The sequence below is a fragment of the Cellulosimicrobium sp. RS genome (genome assembly GCF_046159675.1).
In the GTDB taxonomy this organism is placed as follows: domain Bacteria; phylum Actinomycetota; class Actinomycetes; order Actinomycetales; family Cellulomonadaceae; genus Cellulosimicrobium; species Cellulosimicrobium funkei.
Genome location: NZ_JBJXVU010000002.1, coordinates 365,539 through 382,933, shown reverse-complemented (window position 1 = coordinate 382,933; position 17,395 = coordinate 365,539). Strand labels below are relative to the sequence as shown.

The following is a 17,395-nucleotide window of genomic DNA, read 5'->3' as shown; positions in this document are numbered from 1 at the left end:
CCGGCGGTGCGGCGGTCGTGGTCCTCCACAGCCACGACCCCGCTACGGTGTCGCCATGGCCTGGACCCTCTGGGTCGCGATCGCGGCGCTCGCCGTCGCCGTCGTGGCCCTCGTCGTCGCGCTGGGGCTGCGCGCCCAGCAGTCGCGCCTGCGGCGCGCGCACGGCGCGGACCTCCCCGTCGAGGAGACGCCCCCCGACGACGACCCGCGCGAGCTCGTCGCGTTCGTCGCCAACCCGTCGAAGCCCGACGTCGTCGGGCTGGAGGCCGTGGTGCGCCGCGCCTTCGCCGACGCCGCCCTCCCGGACCCGCTGTGGTTCGAGACGACGATCGCCGACCCGGGCGTCGGGCAGACCCGCGCCGCGCTCGCCCAGGGGGCGGACGTCGTCGTCGCCGTGGGCGGGGACGGCACCGTGCGCGCGGTCGCGGAGGGCATGGTCGGCAGCGGCCGCACGATGGGCCTCGTGCCCGTCGGCACCGGCAACCTCCTCGCGCGCAACCTCGACCTGCCCGTGGGCGACGCCCGCGCGGCGCTCGCCGTCGTGATCGCGGGGTCGGACCGCCCGATCGACGTCGGCTGGGTCACGGTCCTGCGGTACGCGGACCCCGCGGGCCCCGGGGACGTGGAGGGCACGACCCTCGACCCCGTCCGGGAGCCCGGCAAGGAGCACATCTTCCTCGTCATCGCGGGCCTCGGGTTCGACGCCGCGATGGTCGCCGACGCCGACGACGAGCTCAAGGCCAAGGTCGGGTGGGTCGCGTACTTCGTCGCCGGGATCCGCCACCTGCACGGCCGCCGCATGCGGGCCCGCATCCAGCTCGACGACTCGCCGCCCGTCGACGCACGGCTGCGCTCGCTCATGATCGGCAACTGCGGCCGGCTCCCCGGCGGCATCACGCTCCTGCCCGACGCCGTGATCGACGACGGCGTGCTCGACGTCGCCGCGGTCGACACGCGCGGCGGCGTCGTGGGGTGGGCGCAGCTCTTCGGCGAGGTCGTCATGCAGGGCCTCGGCGTCCGGAACGACCTGCCCGCCAAGATCGGGCGCATCGACCACGCGCGGGCCCGACGGGTCCGGGTGCGCGTCGAGGAGGGCGAGCAGGCGCAGGTCGACGGCGAAGTGCTGGGGCTCGCGGTCGAGATCGAGACGCGCGTCGACCCCGGTGCCCTCGTGGTGCGCACGGCCTGACGCGCGGCGGCGGGCGACGGGCCCGGTCCGCGGACGGTGCCGCGCGGACGGTGCCGCGCGGTCGGTCCACGAGATCAGTCCGCGCGGGCCGTCTCCGCGTCGATCGCCGACCGCATGACGGCCGCCGGCGGGACGACCCGCTCCCCGCCGACGCGGGTGAGGCCCGCGAGGCCGACGCCGACCATGAGCAGGCGTCCCGCAGCCTCCCGACGCCGCGCGTCGCCGCGGTCGCCGAGGACGTCCGCCAGGACGTCGGTCAGGAGCCCGAGCGTCTCCACGTACGCCCGCGCGACGGCGGGCCGCAGCTGCGCGTGCGCCCCGGCCTCCGCCCACCGGGCGAGCGCCCGGCCGTCGCCGCCGGGCCCGAGCAGGTCCTCGAAGAAGAGCTCGAGCGCGGCGCGGGCGGAGCGGCCGCGGGCCGCATCCTCGAAGGCGCCGATCTCGACGTCGGCGTACCGCCGCCACGCCTCGGCGACGAGCTCGTCCGTCGACGCGAAGTGGTGGTGGATCTGCCCCGGCGACCCGCCCAGCTCGTCGGCGACGACGCGCGCGGTGACGGCGCCGAGCCCGTCGCGGCGCACGACGGCCGCCGCTGCCGCGACGATGGAGTCCCGACGCTCCGCGCGCGGCAGGTAGGCCATCAACGACTCCTCGTCCGCGCCGTCGGGGCGCCGTCGGTCAGGGTGTGCAGGAACGCGACGGTACGCGCCCGCAGGCCCTCCCGACGAGTCCGCACGACCTCGTCGGGCGGGGGGTCGAGCGGACCGCCGGACCGGACGGTCCGGACGTTGCGGTGGCAGTCGAGGTCGGTGCACAGCAGGAGGCCCACGCTGCTGAGCCGCTTCCGCGGGTCGCGCGACGGCCGGTGCGCCGCGAACAGCGCGACCTCGTTGAAGCGCCGCGAGAAGCGGCACAGGGCGCACATCACGGCGCGCGACCCGGCCTCGGCGTGGCTCGGGCTCTGGCGCAGGAGCGCCCCGACCGCGCGCCCGTCGACGTCCGCGACGAGGAACGCGCGGGAGGGCGCGCGCGGGTCGCGCCACCCGAGGTAGTCGAGCTCCTCCCAGCGCAGCGCGTCGAAGTGGCCGGGCAGGCGGACCTTCCCCTCCGCCGGGTCGACGTTGACGATCGCGGACCGCGCCTCGGCGCGGGTCAGCGCACGCACCGTCGCTCCTTCAATTTGTACATAGATACAATTTGTACACGCTCCCAAGTCTGCCCGTCCAGAAGATTGCGCGCAGCCCCCGTGGAGGCCGCGTGAGCGTCGCGCGCGGACCTGCGCAGACGTGGCCGGGCCGGTCGGGGGCGGCGCGTCGCGCCCCCGTAGGCTGGTCCGGTGACGTTCCCGGCCGCCGCGCTCCCCCCTGCCCGCACCCAGCCCGTCCGCCGGGACCGGGGCCTCGGGCGGCGGACGGCGGCGCTCGCCACCGCCGTCGCGCTGCTGCTGACGCTCCTCGCGACGGCGGGCCCGGCGGCGGCGACCGCCACGGCGGCAGCGGCGACCGGGGCGCCCCCGGCGGTCGCGGCGGGAGGCTCGGGCACCGCGGCCGGCGTCGCCGAGACCACGAGCCCGCTCGCCGCCGCACCGACGCACGACCCGCGGCCCGTCGTGCTGGTCGCGGTGGCCGGCCTGTACTGGAGCGACGTCTCCCCCACCGCGACGCCCACGCTGTGGTCGATGATCCGGACGGGGTCCGTCGCGTCGCTCAACCTCGGGCGCACGGCGTGCACGACCGACGCGTGGCTCACGCTGTCGGCGGGGCGCATGGTCTCGGCCCAGACGGCGGAGCAGCCCGCGGAGCCCCTCCCCGCCGACGCCGAGGAGCCCGCGAGCGGCTGCCTCCCTCTGCCCGTGCCCGCCGTCGCGACGACCGGCACGACCACGCCCGACGCACGCCCCGCCGACGTCCCCGGCTGGGCCGTCCTCACGACGCCCGCCACGGAGGAGACGCCCGCCCAGGCGGCGCGGCACGACCCCGGGACCGCCGCGGCCCGGCTCGTCGAGACGGGCGTCTGCACGACCGCCGTCGGGCCGGGTGCCGCGGTGATGCTCGCGGACGCCGTCGGGCACGTCGAGCGGTACGCGCCCTCGCTCGCCGCCCTCCCCGACGGCGGCCTCGACGCGTGCGACGTGACGGTCGTCGACCAGGGCGAGATCGTCGACTCGGCCACCGGCCGCGGCGAGAGCCTCGACGAGCTCGACGAGGCGCTCGCCCGGGTCATGGACGAGGTCGACCGGGGCACGCGCGTCGTCGTGGCCGGCGTGTCGGCCGGACCGGTCAGCGAGGCAGGGCTCCAGGTCGTCGTCGACTGGCGCAAGGGACAGCCGACGAGCCGCTGGCTCCACTCGCCGAGCACGCAGCAGGACGGCATCGTCCAGCTCGCGGACCTGACGGCGACCGTCGTGGAGTCGGCGGGCGGCAGCACCGAGGGGCTCGAGGGCGCCGCGCTCGAGCAGGGCGAGGTCCGGCGCATGGACGTGGCCCGCACGGTCGAGAACCGGCAGTACCTCAACGTCCTCACCAGCACCATCCCCACGCTCTACCCCGTGCTCGTGGGCCTCCTCGTCGCCACCCTGGTCATGGCGCTCGGCGGCGTCCTGTGGGCGCGCCGCGCCGCCGTCCGCCGCGGGCGCGAGCCCGGCCCGGGACCGCGCGGCCTGCGCGTGCTCTCCGCCGTGCTCATGGTGGCCGCGGCGGCTCCCGTCGCGGCGTCGCTCGCGAGCCTGTCCCGCTGGTGGGTGTGGAGCGCGCCCGCCCCGGCGCTCACGCTCGCGCTCGCGGTGAGCGCGGTGGTCGTCGCCCTCGTCGCGTGGGTCGTCTCGCGCCTCCTCCCGCGGCGCCCCTGGGCGCTGCCGTCGGCCCTCGCCGGGGTGACGTGGCTCGTGCTCACCGTGGACGGCGCGACCGGCACGACGCTCCAGCAGGCCTCCCTGCTCGGGACGTCCGCCGTCGTGGGCTTCACGCGCTTCTACGGCTTCAACAACGTGACCTTCGCCGTGTACGCCGTCGCCGGCCTCGTGCTGGCGGGCGGCCTCGCGTCGGCCGCGACCGCCCGCGGACGACGCCGGCTCGCGGCCTGGTCCGTCGTCGCCGTCGGGGTCGTCACGGTCGTCATCGACGGCTGGCCCGCGTTCGGCGCCGACTTCGGCGGCATCCTCGCCCTCGTCCCCGCGTTCGCCGTCCTCGCGCTCCTCGTGGGCCGCATCCGCATCACGTGGCTGCGCGCGCTCGTCGTCGCGCTCGCGACGGTGCTCGTGGTCGTGGTCGTCGCGGTCGTCGACTGGCTGCTGCCGGGCGGGCGGTCCCACCTCGGCGGGTTCGTCCAGACCGTCGTGGACGGCGCCGCGCTCGACGTGATCGGCCGCAAGGCGCTCGGCGCCTGGGCGACCCTCGCGAACCCGCTCGGCGCGGTCGCCGCGGTGCTCGTGGTCCTCGTGGCCGTCGCCGTGCTGCGCCCCGAGCGCTTCCGCCTCCCGGAGGTCGCGCGGGCCTACGAGAACTGGCCGGTGCTGCGCCCGCTCGTCGTCGCGCTCGTCGTCGTCGCGGGCGTCGGCTCCGTCCTCAACGACTCGGGCGTCATCATCGCCGTCATGGTCGTGGTGGTCGCGACCGCGATGATCGTGCCGGGGTTCCTCGCGCGCCCCGCGCCCCGGCAGACCGCGGGAGCCGTTCCCGAGCCGGGGATCCGGCGCATGCCGACGATGCTCGCGACGGTGGGGGGCGGGCTCCTGCTCGTCGTCCTGCTCGCCGCCACGGTGCTCGCCTCGGCGGGGCTCCGACCGGCGGCCAGCGCCGCCCCGGCGGGCGGCGAGGCGTCGGTGACCCGCTCCGACGCGATCGCGACGGACCGGCCGGTCGTCGTCGTCGGGACCACGGGCGTCACGTGGAGCGACGTCACGTCGTCCGCCACCCCGACCCTCCACGCCCTGCTCACCGACGGCGCGGGAGCCGGCGGCGTCTCCCAGCCCACGGGCGCGGCGAGCCGCTGCACCGTCGGCGGCTGGCTCGCGCTCTCCGCCGGGCAGCTCGCCGAGGTCACGACCGAGCGCGCACCCGACGGCGCGTGGGCGTGCCCGACGGCGCAGCCCGCCCCCGACGGCGCGGACGGTGCGCAGGTCGAGGGCTGGGACGACCTGGTCGCGCTTCAGCGCGGCTCGGGCTACCAGGCGCGCCTCGGCGTCCTCGGCGACGCGCTCGCCGCGGCCGGCGCCGACGGCGCGGTGTGCGCGACGGCGGTGGGCCCCGGCGCGGCGGTCGCCCTCGCGGACTCCACGGGCCAGGTCGCGCGCTACCGGGACCTCGCGGACGCGACCGCACCCGGCTCCGACGCGTTCGCGTGCCCCGTGACCGTCGTCGATGCCGGCGACGCGACCCCGCCGGTCGTCGACCCCGACCTCCCGGCGGACGAGCGCGCCACGCTGCGCAGCACCCTGCGCGCCGACCGCCTCACCGCGGTCGACGCGACCGTCGGTGCCGTGCTCGACGCCGCTCCGAGCGGCACGACCGTGCTCGTCGTGGACGTGGCCGGGACACCCGGTACGCGGCCCGCGCTCGGCACGACGCTCGTGCGCCCGTCGTCCGACGGCCCCGACCAGTCGCGCTACCTGACGAGCGCCGCCACCCGGACCGACGGCGTCGCGCGCGTGCTCGACGTCCCCGCGACGGTGCTCGACGCCGCGGGCGCCGCCACGCCGGCGCGGATCCAGGACACGCCGCTGGCCTGGGGCTCGCCGCGCCCGGCCGACGCGACGTCGACCGCCGACGCCCTCGCCGACCTCACGACCCGCGACCACGTGCGCCGCGCCGTCTACACCGCGTTCGTCGACGTGCCGCTCTACGCGGGGCTCGTGATCGCCGGGCTCTGCCTCCTGCTCGCGCCGCGCGCCGCGCGCGCGACGGGTGACCGTGCGCGCGCCCGCTGGGCCCGGGCGGCGCACTGGGCCCGCGGGTCCGCGCTCGTCGTCGCCGCGGTGCCCACCGCCGCCTTCCTCGTGTCGCTCACGGGCTGGTGGCGGTTCGGGAACCAGACGCTCGCGATCGTCGTCTCCACGGTCCTCGCGACGGCGGCCGTCGCCGGCCTGGGCGCGCTCGCGCCGCGTCGGCCGGTGTGGCTCGGGCCCGGGATCGTCGCGGGCATCACGTTCGCCGTGCTCACGCTCGACGCGCTCGTCGGCACCCCGCTCAACCGGGCCAGCCCGCTCGGCTCGGCACCCACCTTCGGCGCCCGCTTCTACGGGTTCGGGAACCCGACGTTCTCCGTGTACGCGGTCGCGGCGCTCGTCGTCGCCGCGGCGCTCGCGCAGTGGCTCGTCGCACGCGGCCACCGGTACGCCGCCGCCGCGACGGTGGGGGTCATCGGCCTCGTGACGATGGTCGTGGACGTGTGGCCGACGCTCGGCGCCGACCTCGGCGGCGGCCTCGTCGTCGTGCCCGCGTTCGCGGTGCTGGGACTCGCCGCCTCGGGCGCGCGCGTCACGTGGCGCCGCTTCCTGCTCGTCGCCACGGCGGGCGTCGCGCTCGTCGCCGCTGTCGGCGTGCTCGACTGGCTGCGCCCGGCCGACGAGCGCTCGCACCTGGGCCGGTTCGTCGGGCAGGTCGTCGACGGGTCGGCGTGGGAGACGCTGCTGCGCAAGGCGGGCTACGCGGCACGGTCCGTGCTCGGCGGGGTGCCGGTGTGGCTGACGATCGCCGTGCTCGTCGCGGCCGCGCTGCTGCTGTTCTGGCCCCGACGCTTCACGCCGCGCTGGTTCGCGCGGACGGAGGCCGCCTGGCCGCTCGTGCGCCCGACCCTGCTGGCCCTGTGGATCGTGGCCGTCGCGGGCTCCCTCGTCAACGACTTCGGCGTGCGGATCGCGCTCATCGCGCTCATCCCGGCGGTGCCGCTGCTCACCGTCGCCGCGCTCCATGCGGCGGACGACGCCGACGGCACGGCCGAGGGCGAGGGCGAGGACCCGGACGAGCGCACCGGGGCGGGCTCCGCGTCGCGAGTCGAGAGCGCCACGTCGTGACGCGCTACACGAGGACGAGCTCCGTGCCGCCCGTGGCGTGGTCACCGAGGGCGACGCTCCGGATCGCCGGGTCCTCGTAGGTGTTCCAGTAGTACGTCGAGGTGCGGGACGAGAAGAGACCGGTGTACACCGTGATCTCGAACTCGCCCGACCCCATCGCGGCGCAGCCGTCGACCATCGCGACCTGCTGCAGCGTGTGGAACGCGCGGCTGACGTTCTCCTCCTCTTTGCCCTTCGTCGGGTAGTGGGAGTTGACGTACGCGGCCCGGACGAACCGGGACGGCGAGTAGTAGTCGCCGGGGACGCCGCGCATGTGCGAGCCCGAGCCGAACGGGGCGAGGTGGGCCCGGCCCACGACCGTGTCCTCGGGGAAGTCCGGCGAGACGTTGAGGTAGTTGCGCAGGTTCTCGTGGTGCCAGTCGAACCCGGGCTGGTTCGTGAGCACGTCGACGTCGTCCTGGAACACGTGCAGGCCGTCCGCCGTGTGCTCGAGCACGATCGCGCGCTGCGCGTCGGCGACGATCCAGTGCAGCATCGAGCTGGGGTACTTCTCGTTGATGGGCCGGTCGACGACCACCACGTCCGCCAGGGCCGCCTCCACCTCGTCCACGCTCGCGAACTGCGCGCACACCCACAGCGGGAGCTCGAACGCGGCGACGTTGACCGCGCCGTCGACCGGCCCGGGCGCGTAGGCCGCGTAGCCCGGGAAGTTGAGCCCCGCGACGGCCAGGCCCGCGTCGTTGCCGCAGTCGAAGTAGAGCGGGGTGTCCTCCTCCACGATGCCCATGCCGATGACCGCGTGCTCGATCGCGCGCACGGCACCGAACGGCGAGCGTGGCGCGTAGCCCGTGGGCGTCACCACGACCTGCTGCCCGTAGCCGCTCGTCCAGTCGAGGTTGCGTGCCAGGTACACGCTGCCCTGGTCGTCCGAGAACCTGATCCCTGTGCACATCGCGCTGCCCCCGTCGTCGTCGGCGCGGCACGCGGGACCGCGCGCCGCCGGGTCACGACGTCGTGCCCCGTCCTCCCATGGTGCGTCCGGGCTCGGGAAGGGGCCACCGGCCGGGGCGCGGCTCAGGGCTGCAGATAGACCGCGATGTGCTCCTCGACCGCGCGCTCCGCGCGGTCCGGGTCGGCCGACCGCAGCGCCGCGAGCAGCTCCCGGTGCTGCTCGACGACGGCGTGCGGGTCCTCGTGGTGCGGCGCGTCGCGGACGAAGTACGCCCGGACGCGCGGCTGGATGAGCCGCCAGATCTGCAGCGACTGCGTGTGGCTCGCGGCGGCGATCACCGCCTCGTGGAACTCGAGGTCGAGGTCGGCGAGGCGACGGGCGTCGAGCGGGTCCGCCGCGCGCTCCATCGCCGCCACCGTGCGGTCGAGCGCGTCCAGGAGCGCGGGGTCCTGCGCACGCGCCGCCGAGCGGAACGCGACCTTCTCGATGACGGTCCGCACCGGGACGAGGATCTCGGCGATCTCCTCCTGGGAGATGTCCACCACGACGGCGCCGCGGTACGGGTGGGAGACGACGAGCCCTTCCTGCTCGAGCACCATGATCGCCTCGCGGACCGGGCCGCGGCTGATGCCGTAGGCGGTCGAGAGGTCGCGCTCGACGAGACGGTCCCCGGCGGCCAGGTCGCCGGAGGCGATGCGTTCACGCAGGTGGCGCAGGACCCAGTCGCGCCGGGACTCGGGCGGCGATGCGGGCAGGACGGGCACGACGGCGACCTCTCACTCGGGAGGGCTCCACCCTAGTGGGTGGCCGATGGTTGACCATCTACCATCGAGCGACCTAGAGTCGCGGTCCACGGCACCGACGAGAGGACACCCATGAGGATCACCGCCATCACCGCCGCCGGGCTGCGCGGCGCCACCCCCGAGGGCGGCTGGCAGGAGGAACTGCGGCAGGACGACGTCGTGCACACCCTCGTCGCCGTCCACACCGACGAGGGTCTCGTCGGCGTCGGCAGCGTGTTCACCACGGAGGACCTCGTGCGCGGCGCGCTCGACGTCCTGCGGTCCTTGCTCCTGGGGGCGAACGCGCTCGAGCCCGAGCGCACGAGCGAGCGGCTGCACCGCACGACGTTCTGGATGGGCCGCGGCGGGTCGATCACGCACGCGATCAGCGGCGTCGACACCGCGCTGTGGGACCTCCTCGGCCAGGCGACGGGCCAGCCCGTCGGGCGCCTCCTCGGTGGGCGGTACCGCGACCGGGTGCGCCCGTACGCCTCGCTGCTCATGGACCAGCCCGACGCGCTGCGCGACCACCTCACCGCGCTGCGCGCCGAGGGGTGGACCGCGTTCAAGATCGGCTGGGGTCCCTTCGGCCGGGTCGACGAGCGGCTCGACGAGCGCATCGTCGCCGCGGCGCGCGACGCCGTCGGCCCCGACGCGATGCTCATGGTCGACGCCGGTGGCAGCGACAGCGCGTGGAGCCAGGGCTACAAGTGGGCCCTGCGCACCGCGCGCATGCTCGACGCGTACGGCGTCGCGTGGTTCGAGGAGCCGCTCCCGCCGGACGCGATCGAGGACTACACGCACCTGCGCAGGCGCTCGCCCGTGCCGATCTCGGGCGGCGAGGTGCTCACGCGCCGGCAGGCGTTCCAGCCGTGGATCGAGGGCGGCGCCCTCGACATCGTGCAGCCCGACGTCACGAAGGTCGGCGGGACGAGCGAGCTGCGGCGCATCGCGTGGTCCGCGCACGACCACGGCGTCAAGCTCGTGCCGCACGGGTGGAACACCGCCGTCGGGCTCGCCACGGACCTCCAGCTCGCCTCCGCCCTGCCAGATACGGACCTCGTCGAGTACGTCACCGGCTCGCCCTACATCGACGACCTGACGACCGACCGCTGGACGCTCGACGCGGACGGGATGCTCCCGATCCCCGACGGTCCCGGGCTCGGCATCACGCTCGACCGCGACCGCCTCGCGCGCTACTGCGACGTCGACGCGCTGCTCAGGAGCGCGTCGTGAGCCCGCGGTCGCTCGTCGTGACGGGCGCGGCGTCGGGGATCGGCCGCGCGGTCGCCGTGGGCGCGGCGCGCGACGGCTGGTTCGTGCACGTGCTGGACCTCGACCCCGACGGCGCCGCGGCCACCGTGGACCTCGCCCGGCAGGCGGGCGGGGACGGGCGCGCGCACGTGCTCGACGTGACCGACGCCGCCGCCGTCGCGGCGGCGGTCGGGACGGTCGCGAAATCCGGACCGCCGCTGCGCGGCCTCTTCGCGGGCGCCGGGATCGACGTGGGCGGGGCGGCGCACGAGCTCGACCTGGCCACGTGGCGCCGCGTGCTCGACGTCAACGTGACGGGCACGTTCCTCGTCGTGCGCGAGGTGCTGCGCGCGATGATCGACGGCGACGGCGGGAGCGTCGTGCTGTGCGGCTCGCCCGCCGCGACGGTCGGCTTCGCGGCCGGGGGCGCGACGGCGTACGGCGCCTCGAAGGGGGCGGTGTCGTCCATGGTCCGCACCCTCGCGGTCGACTACGCGCGCCACGGCGTCCGGGTGAACGCGATCGTCCCCGGCCCGACGGAGACCCCCCTCATGTGGGCCAACGTGCCCGCCGACGAGGTGGCCGCCACGCGCGCGCAGATCGAGCACGAGGTCCCGCTGGGTCGGCTCGCGCGGCCCGAAGAGATCGCCGAGCCCGTGCTCTGGCTGCTGTCGGACCGCTCGTCGTACACGACCGGGTCGCTCGTCGGGTGCGACGGCGGCGTCCTCGCCAAGTCGTCGATCAGCGTATGAGTGCGCCGGACGCCCCGGCACGTCGCCCCCGGGTCGGGGCGACGTGCTGGGCGATCGGCGACGGCTGGATCCCGCCGTACGGCACGGGCGACGACCCGACCCTCGCAAGCCACGAGAGCCTGTGCCTGCTCAACGCCGGTCCCGACGACGCGCGCGTCGAGATCCGTCTCTACTTCGCCGACCGCCCGCCGGCCGGCCCCTACGTCGTGGTGGTGCCCGCCGAGCGGGTGCGCCACGTGACGCTCAACGACCTCGACGACCCCGAGCCCGTGCCCCGCGGCACCGACTACTCGGCCGTCGTCGTCGCGTCGGCGCCCGTCGTCGTCCAGCACACGCGGCTCGACTCGCGGCAGGCCGCCAACGCCCTGTTCAGCACGATCGCCCATCCCGTCGACACCTTCCGAGAGGACCTCCGATGACGCAGACCTCCACCCCGACGACCCCCCGCCGGGGCACGCCGTGAACGCCGCGACGGGCCGGCTCGGCCACGGTGCCCTCACCCCGCTCGTCGTCGCGTCGACCGTCGGGGCGGCGCTGGGCGGGTTCATGTTCGGCTTCGACACGGCCGTGGTCAACGGCGCCGTCGACGCTCTCAAGGCCGAGCTCGGCGTCGGGAGCGCGCTCGTCGGGGTGATCGTCGCGAGCGCGCTGCTCGGCGCGGCCGTGGGCGCCTTCTCCGCGGGCACGATCGCGGACCGCTTCGGGCGACGGCGCCTCATGATGGTCGCCGGGACCCTGTTCGTCACCACGTCGGTGCTGTGCGCCGTCGCGCACGACGGCCCGACCCTCGCGCTGTGGCGCTTCCTGGGTGGCGTGGGGGTGGGGATGGCGTCCGTCGTCGCCCCGCTCTACATCGCCGAGATCGCCCCCGCCCGGCTGCGCGGGCGGCTCGCGACGGCGCAGCAGATGTCGATCGTCCTGGGCATCTTCGCCGCGCTCGTCTCGAACGCGTTCCTCGTCCGCGCCGCGGGCGGGGCCGAGGCGGAGCTGGCCCTCGGCCTGCCCGCCTGGCGGTGGATGTTCCTCGTCGCGGTCGTGCCGTCGGTGGCGTACGTGGTCGCGGCGGTCCTGCTGCCCGAGTCGCCGCGGTACCTGGTGATGCGCGGCGACCGGGACGGCGCCGCCCGCACGCTGCGGCGCCTCCACCGCGTCCCGGAGGGCGACGCGCTGCTGGGCGTCGCGACCATCGAGGGAACGCTCCACGAGGCGCGGCCCGCGTGGTCCCACCTGTTCTCCGGCCCGGGCCGCCTCAAGCCCATCGTCTGGCTGGGGATCGCGCTCGCCGCGCTCCAGGCGCTGGTCGGCATCGACGTCATCTTCTACTACTCGACGTCGCTCTGGGCGCAGGTGGGCTTCGGCGAGCAGCAGGCCTTCTGGCTCTCGGCCCTCACGTCGCTCGTCAACGTCGCGGCGACCGTCGTCGCGATCTTCCTCGTCGACCGCGTGGGTCGGCGTCGCCTGCTGCTCGTGGGGTCGGTGGGCATGACGGTCGCCCTGGCCGTCATGGCGACCGGGTTCGCCCAGGCGCGGCAGACCGCGGACGGCGTCGTGTTCGTCGACGCCTGGGGCGTCGTGACCCTGGTCGCGGCGAACGTCTTCGTCGTGGCCTTCGCCGTCTCGTGGGGCCCGGTGGTGTGGATCCTCGTCGGGGAGATGTTCCCCAACCTGCTGCGCGCCCGCGCCGCGTCGCTCGCCGCCGCCGCCAACTGGGCGGCGGGCATCGCCGTCAATCTCACGTTCCCCTCGCTCCGGGACCTGTCGCTCCCCGGCAGCTACGCCCTCTACGCGGTGTTCGCGGCGGCGTCGTTCGTGCTCGTGCTGAGGGCGCTGCCCGAGACGGCGAACCGCCCGCTCGAGGAGATGCGGGAGGACACCGCGTCGGGTGGACCCCAATCACTTTAGGAGTGTTAAAGTGATTGCATGATCCAGAACTCCATCACCCCGGAGCAGGCCCGTCGTCAGCTCGGCCAGGCGGAGGAGGTCGCCGCCCAGGCCCACCGCGCGACCCGCTGGTACCCCTGGCTCAGCGTCGGGCACGCCGTCGCCGCCCTCGCGTACACGATCGCGATCGACGTCCTCGACGCACCGTGGTGGCCCGCCACCACGGTGCTCGTGGTCGTCCTCGCCCTGCTGTGGTCCGCCGTCGCGCGGCACCACCGGACGGCGCCCCGGCACTGGGTGCGCGACATGGGCATCGCCCTGATCACCTGGGCGGTGCTGTACTTCGTCATGCTCGACCCGGCGCTCCAGCTCGTCGGCGCGACGTCGCCCGCCTGGTGGGTCGTCGCCGGCGTCGTCGCCGCGTCCCCGTTCGCGGCGTGCGCGTTCGCGAGCGCACGCCGGTGAGCCACCCGCGCAAGGCCCTGGACGCGCTCATCCACTCGCCCGTGCGCTTCTCGATCCTCGCCGCCCTGGCGAACGTCGAGAGCGCGGACTTCCGCTTCCTGGCCGACCTGGTCGAGCTGAGCGACTCGTCCCTCTCCCAGGCCCTCACCGCGCTCTCCGACGCGGGCCTCGTCGAGATCCGCAAGGAGGCCGCCGGACGTCGGACGCGCACCTGGGTCCGCATCAGCGACCGAGGGCTCGACGCGTTCCGGCAGCACGTGCGCACGCTCGAGCAGATCGCCCGCACCGGCGCGATCGAGCCCCAGCCCGACCCGACCCCGAGAGGCACCGCACCATGACGCCGACGTTCCGTCGAGCCACCGCCGCCGACGTCCCCGCCGCGGCCCGCACCCTCGCCGCCGCGTTCCACGACTACCCCTGGACCCGCTGGGCCGTCCCGGAGGACGACTACCCCGAGCGCCTCGCCGCGCTCCAGGAGATCTACCTCGAGCACGCCCTCGCGCACGGGATCGTGGTCGTCCACGACCCGGCGGACGCCGTCGTCGCGCTCATGCCGCCCGACGCCCCCGCTCCCCCCGGGGACGTCCAGGAGCGCGTCGCCGCGCTGCACGGCCCGCGCCTGCAGGCCGTGGCCGCCGCCGAGCTGCCGCCGCCCCCGCCGGGCGCCTGGACGCTCGCGACGGTGGGGGTCCTGCCGTCGCTCCAGGGCACCGGGCGCGGCAGCGCGGTGTGCCGGGCCGCCCTGCGCGACCCCGCCCTCGGGGACGCGCCCGTCGCGCTCGAGACCTCCGACGCGCGCAACGTCACCTTCTACGAGCGGCTGGGCTTCGTGCGCACCGCGACCACGCAGGTGCACGACGGCCCCGTCGTGCACGGCATGGTCCGCACGCCGAGGCCCTGAGCCCCGACGCCGAGCCGCCGCGCCGAGCGACCTGCCGTGCCGGGTCGCCCGGTGCGGCGGTCCCGCGTGGCTAGTGGTCGCCCGCGCGCACCCGGTCGACGGCGGAGCGCATCTTGCGCGCGTTCACCGCGAGCAGCACGTCCCGGTACTGGGCCGCGCGGTGGAGCTGGCCCTTCAGGTCGTTCGACGACGCGCGGTGGCGCAGGTCGCACGGCACCTCGACCGCCACGTACCCCTTGCGGAGCAGGTCGATCGTCATGCCGGTCTCCACGCCCCAGCCGCGCGCGAGCGGCGTCGCGGCCTCGAACGCCTCGCGCGTGAGGCACCGCATCCCGGAGAGGGGCTGCGTCGGGGTCCACCCCGTGAGGGACTGGATCGCGCGGCGCGCGGCCCCCACGACGATCCCCCGGCCACCCGCGCCCGGCTGCGGCGGGAGCAGCGCGATGGCGACGTCGGCGTACCCGTCGAGCACGGGCGCGACGAGCGGCGCGGTGTTCACCGCGGTCTCGCCGAGGTCGCCGTCGATGAAGAGCAGGAGGCGCGGCGGGCGGTCGGCCGCGTCGCGCATCGCGACGACGGCGGCGCCCGTCTCCATGGCCGCGGCCTTCCCGCGGTTGTGGGAGTGCCGCACGACGACGGCGCCCGCCTCGCGCGCGACGTGCTGGGTGTCGTCCTCGCTGCCGTCGTCGACGACGAGCACGAGGTCGACGTGCGGGATGGCCTTCGCGGCGCGCACGGTGGCGGCGATGCGGCGGGACTCGTCCTTCGCGGGGATGATCACCGCGACGCGCTGGCGGACGGCGCGACCCGTGCGTCCGTCGCCGGTCACGGGGCGCGGCGTGCGCGCCCGCGTGCCGGACGCCGACAGGTACGTCGGCGGCGTGCTCGCCGTGCTCGTGGGGGTACTCCCCGTGTTCTTCCCCGTATCGGTCGACCGATGGTCCGCGTTCACGCCGTCCAGCCTAGTAGTGCAAAGAGTTGGCCGCAGATGTGTCGTCGTTCCACCAGCGGATCCGCTCGGGATCTCCGCAGGACGACCGGGCTGCGTTCCCAGGTCTCCCGGATCCTACTCGACGCGAGAGCCCGCCGACAGGGGCGTCGGCGGGCTCTCGGCGTGGTCGCGCTCCCGCGTCGTGCGCTCTCGCGCGGGGGCTCCGGATCAGCCTGCTCCGGGTCAGCGGAGCGTGACCTGCCGGGACACGATGCCCGCGCGCGCACGGCGCTCGCTCGCGTCGAGCGGCTCCGTGACCGCGAGCGCCTCGGTGAGCCGCGCGTCGAGCTCCGCGACCGGGCCCTCGAGCTCGTCCGCCTCCGTGCCGCGGGGCAGCTCCCACACGGGGACGAGCAGGCCGCTCGACCGGAAGGCACCGACGAACTTGCCGCCCGCGAGACCGGACTCGCGCTTCGCGTGCAGGCGCGAGATCGCGTCGATGAGCGCGTCCTCCGGCTCGGGGCGGGCCCAGCGCAGGAACTCGCGCGACATGCGGCACCAGTACGCCGACTCGACGGCGTCGAGCTTGACGGTGGGCACCATCGACTCGGCCGCCTGATCGAGCGAGGCGCGCAGGTCGGGCGTGATCTCCGCCGACGGGTCGAGCCAGAACGCGAAGTCCTCGTGCACGGTGACGTCGAACGGGACGGAGAGGTCGAGCACGTCCTGCAGGCGCGGGCCGGCGTCGGGCAGGGCGCCCGTCTCGATGGACGTGCCGGGCTCGGCGTCGATCGCCTCGAGGAGCGCGGCGGCGAGGTCGCGGCTCGTGTCGCCCGAGCCGGCGAGGGTCTGGACGGCGAGGAGGATCGCGCCGTCCTGGCGGTGCAGCGCGGCCCAGCCGGCGGGCAGGACCGTCACGACGAGGACGTCGCGCGCCCCGTGCTCGGCGGTCGTGCGCGCGGTCGCGGTGGCCGAGGGGACGACCTCGCGCATCGCGACCCAGTCGGTCTCGCCGGGGAGCCCCTCGAACGGGCGCAGCACGAAGTCGGGCGTGGTGTTCTTGGCCATGCGCGGCAGTCTACTGGCGCGGCCTACGGGCGGGGCGGCGCGGCGGGCCGGGTGCGCGGGCGCAGGCGGACGTCGGGCAGCGCGGGCGCGGGCAGGGGTCCGCCGTCGTACCCGACGACCTCGCCGTAGCGGCGCTCGCGCGCGCCGTCGGCGTACCGGGTGCCGCCGCGGTTCGGGCCCTGGTCCCCCGTGACGACGAGCTGGGCCTGCCAGTCCGCGCGGGCGCGCGCGACGTCGTCGTGCGAGCGGCCCACGAAGTTCCACCACATGACGATGTCCTCGCCGAACGGCTCGCCCCCCACGAGCACCGCCCGCGCCGGGGCGTCCGGCCCCGCCTCGACGACGAGCGTCGTGCGGCCGGGCTCGACGTACCCCAGCGACGACGGCGGCACGGGCGAGCCCTCCAGCCGCACGACGCCCTCGTCGACGAGCAGGCCGTGCTCGAACGTCGGGTCCACGTCGAGCGTGACGCGCGCGCCGGGCGCGAGGTCGAGCTGCGCCCCGACGATTGGCGTGTACGTCGTGGCGGGCGAGCGCAGGGCGGCGCCGCCCACGCGGAGCGCGCCGAGGAAGACCTGCACGCGCGCGCCGTCGACCGTGGCGACGGGGAGGTCGGCGTGGTGCTCGAACGCGGGCGGGTCCGTGAGGCGGTCGCCCGGGAGCGCGACCCAGAGCTGGACGCCGTGCAGGACCGGGGGCCGCTCGCCGCGCGGCGACTCCTCCGAGTGGGAGATGCCGCGGCCCGCGGTCATGAGGTTGAGCTCGCCGGGCCGCACCGTCTGGAGCGACCCGACGGCGTCGCGGTGCAGGATCTCGCCGGCGAACAGCCACGTGACGGTCTGGAGCCCGGTGTGGGGGTGCGGCGGCACCTGCATGCCGTCGGTGCCGTCGCCGATCGCGGGCAGCGGGTCGGGCCCGTAGTGGTCGAGGAAGCACCACGCGCCGACGAGCGACCGCGCGCGCTGCGGGATCGTGCGCCGCACGCGCATCGCCCGGGTGCCCCCGAGCGGGACGTCCCGATGCTCGAGGATCTCGACCGCGGCGCCTCCGCCGTCGTCGTGGGGCGCGCCCGCCGAGCAGACGCGCTCCTCGGGCCGGGTCTCGAGGTTGCTCATGGCTCGAGCGTAGGCGCGCGGGGCGGCGCCGTCCTGCGTCTGGGGGCGGTCTTCGCGTCGGGCCGTGCCCGCGGGAGAATGGGGACGAGGCCCCT

16 protein-coding genes are annotated in these 17,395 nt (G+C 75.9%); 9 read left to right on the top strand and 7 right to left on the bottom strand.

What is annotated here, in order from left to right; genetic code table 11:
- The first annotated feature begins 55 nt into the window (after window positions 1–55).
- Window positions 56–1,189, top strand: coding sequence for a diacylglycerol/lipid kinase family protein (locus ACI769_RS04915; protein ID WP_409141243.1), 1,134 nt, complete (start codon window positions 56–58; stop codon window positions 1,187–1,189).
- A 74-nt stretch (window positions 1,190–1,263) separates the two neighbouring features.
- Here the strand turns inward: ACI769_RS04915 and ACI769_RS04910 are convergent, their stop codons facing one another.
- Window positions 1,264–1,830 (bottom strand): TetR/AcrR family transcriptional regulator, encoded by a 567-nt coding sequence (locus ACI769_RS04910; protein ID WP_198163111.1) that lies wholly within the window; start codon window positions 1,828–1,830, stop codon window positions 1,264–1,266.
- Window positions 1,830–2,354, bottom strand: a complete 525-nt coding sequence (locus ACI769_RS04905; protein WP_085386688.1) for an FBP domain-containing protein — start codon at window positions 2,352–2,354, stop codon at window positions 1,830–1,832. Before ACI769_RS04905 ends, ACI769_RS04910 begins: the two co-directional genes overlap by 1 nt.
- A 171-nt stretch (window positions 2,355–2,525) precedes the next feature.
- Here ACI769_RS04905 and ACI769_RS04900 point away from each other — a divergent pair, with 171 nt between their 5' ends.
- Window positions 2,526–7,199 (top strand): hypothetical protein, encoded by a 4,674-nt coding sequence (locus tag ACI769_RS04900; protein WP_409141242.1) that lies wholly within the window; start codon window positions 2,526–2,528, stop codon window positions 7,197–7,199.
- A gap of 4 nt (window positions 7,200–7,203) precedes the next feature.
- On the opposite strand, the gene bsh is transcribed toward ACI769_RS04900, so the two are convergent.
- Complete coding sequence (bsh, locus tag ACI769_RS04895) at window positions 7,204–8,151, bottom strand: choloylglycine hydrolase (protein ID WP_409141241.1); 948 nt, start codon at window positions 8,149–8,151, stop codon at window positions 7,204–7,206.
- A 122-nt stretch (window positions 8,152–8,273) separates the two neighbouring features.
- On the bottom strand, window positions 8,274–8,915 hold the full coding sequence (locus ACI769_RS04890) for a GntR family transcriptional regulator (protein ID WP_114553756.1): 642 nt from the start codon (window positions 8,913–8,915) through the stop codon (window positions 8,274–8,276).
- A 111-nt stretch (window positions 8,916–9,026) separates the two neighbouring features.
- Here ACI769_RS04890 and ACI769_RS04885 point away from each other — a divergent pair, with 111 nt between their 5' ends.
- From ACI769_RS04885 to ACI769_RS04855, 7 genes are read left to right on the top strand one after another with little or no spacing between them, the layout of a single operon-like run.
- Complete coding sequence (locus tag ACI769_RS04885) at window positions 9,027–10,169, top strand: mandelate racemase/muconate lactonizing enzyme family protein (protein WP_085386690.1); 1,143 nt, start codon at window positions 9,027–9,029, stop codon at window positions 10,167–10,169.
- Window positions 10,166–10,939, top strand: coding sequence for an SDR family NAD(P)-dependent oxidoreductase (locus ACI769_RS04880; protein WP_085386691.1), 774 nt, complete (start codon window positions 10,166–10,168; stop codon window positions 10,937–10,939). The genes ACI769_RS04885 and ACI769_RS04880 overlap by 4 nt, the downstream gene beginning before the upstream one ends.
- Window positions 10,936–11,358: a sensory rhodopsin transducer gene (locus ACI769_RS04875; RefSeq protein WP_021482307.1), complete on the top strand. Its 423-nt coding sequence runs from the start codon at window positions 10,936–10,938 to the stop codon at window positions 11,356–11,358. The genes ACI769_RS04880 and ACI769_RS04875 overlap by 4 nt, the downstream gene beginning before the upstream one ends.
- Before the next feature lie 40 nt (window positions 11,359–11,398).
- The gene (locus ACI769_RS04870; RefSeq protein WP_085386692.1) at window positions 11,399–12,841 is read left to right on the top strand and encodes a sugar porter family MFS transporter; all 1,443 of its coding nucleotides are present in this window, start codon (window positions 11,399–11,401) and stop codon (window positions 12,839–12,841) included.
- 18 nt (window positions 12,842–12,859) lie between these two features.
- Complete coding sequence (locus tag ACI769_RS04865; RefSeq protein ID WP_085386693.1) at window positions 12,860–13,285, top strand: hypothetical protein; 426 nt, start codon at window positions 12,860–12,862, stop codon at window positions 13,283–13,285.
- A complete protein-coding gene (locus ACI769_RS04860) occupies window positions 13,282–13,623 on the top strand; it encodes a transcriptional regulator (RefSeq protein ID WP_085388552.1) in 342 nt (113 codons plus the stop codon). Before ACI769_RS04865 ends, ACI769_RS04860 begins: the two co-directional genes overlap by 4 nt.
- Entirely contained in the window at window positions 13,620–14,186 is a 567-nt protein-coding gene (locus tag ACI769_RS04855) for an N-acetyltransferase (protein ID WP_085386694.1), read from the top strand. The genes ACI769_RS04860 and ACI769_RS04855 overlap by 4 nt, the downstream gene beginning before the upstream one ends.
- Window positions 14,187–14,256: 70 nt before the next feature.
- Here ACI769_RS04855 and ACI769_RS04850 read toward each other — a convergent pair whose 3' ends face one another.
- From ACI769_RS04850 to ACI769_RS04840, 3 genes are all read right to left on the bottom strand, one after another.
- Complete coding sequence (locus tag ACI769_RS04850) at window positions 14,257–15,015, bottom strand: glycosyltransferase family 2 protein (protein WP_051028312.1); 759 nt, start codon at window positions 15,013–15,015, stop codon at window positions 14,257–14,259.
- Between the two features lie 345 nt (window positions 15,016–15,360).
- Window positions 15,361–16,185 carry a DUF5926 family protein gene (locus ACI769_RS04845; RefSeq protein WP_409141240.1) on the bottom strand — a complete coding sequence of 275 codons (825 nt, stop codon included), beginning with the start codon at window positions 16,183–16,185 and terminating at the stop codon, window positions 15,361–15,363.
- A 23-nt stretch (window positions 16,186–16,208) separates the two neighbouring features.
- On the bottom strand, window positions 16,209–17,300 hold the full coding sequence (locus ACI769_RS04840; RefSeq protein WP_409141239.1) for a pirin family protein: 1,092 nt from the start codon (window positions 17,298–17,300) through the stop codon (window positions 16,209–16,211).
- Window positions 17,301–17,395: the final 95 nt, after the last annotated feature.

What these genes read in the sequence shown, in the direction of transcription:
- ACI769_RS04855 (WP_085386694.1), top strand. Translation starts at nt 13,620, where the DNA reads ATGACGCCGACGTTCCGTCGAGCCACCGCCGCCGACGTCCCCGCCGCG.
- ACI769_RS04885 (WP_085386690.1), top strand. Translation starts at nt 9,027, where the DNA reads ATGAGGATCACCGCCATCACCGCCGCCGGGCTGCGCGGCGCCACCCCC.
- ACI769_RS04845 (WP_409141240.1), bottom strand. Translation starts at nt 16,185, where the DNA reads ATGGCCAAGAACACCACGCCCGACTTCGTGCTGCGCCCGTTCGAGGGG.
- ACI769_RS04915 (WP_409141243.1), top strand. Translation starts at nt 56, where the DNA reads ATGGCCTGGACCCTCTGGGTCGCGATCGCGGCGCTCGCCGTCGCCGTC.
- ACI769_RS04840 (WP_409141239.1), bottom strand. Translation starts at nt 17,300, where the DNA reads ATGAGCAACCTCGAGACCCGGCCCGAGGAGCGCGTCTGCTCGGCGGGC.
- ACI769_RS04875 (WP_021482307.1), top strand. Translation starts at nt 10,936, where the DNA reads ATGAGTGCGCCGGACGCCCCGGCACGTCGCCCCCGGGTCGGGGCGACG.
- bsh (WP_409141241.1), bottom strand. Translation starts at nt 8,151, where the DNA reads ATGTGCACAGGGATCAGGTTCTCGGACGACCAGGGCAGCGTGTACCTG.
- ACI769_RS04910 (WP_198163111.1), bottom strand. Translation starts at nt 1,830, where the DNA reads ATGGCCTACCTGCCGCGCGCGGAGCGTCGGGACTCCATCGTCGCGGCA.
- ACI769_RS04865 (WP_085386693.1), top strand. Translation starts at nt 12,860, where the DNA reads ATGATCCAGAACTCCATCACCCCGGAGCAGGCCCGTCGTCAGCTCGGC.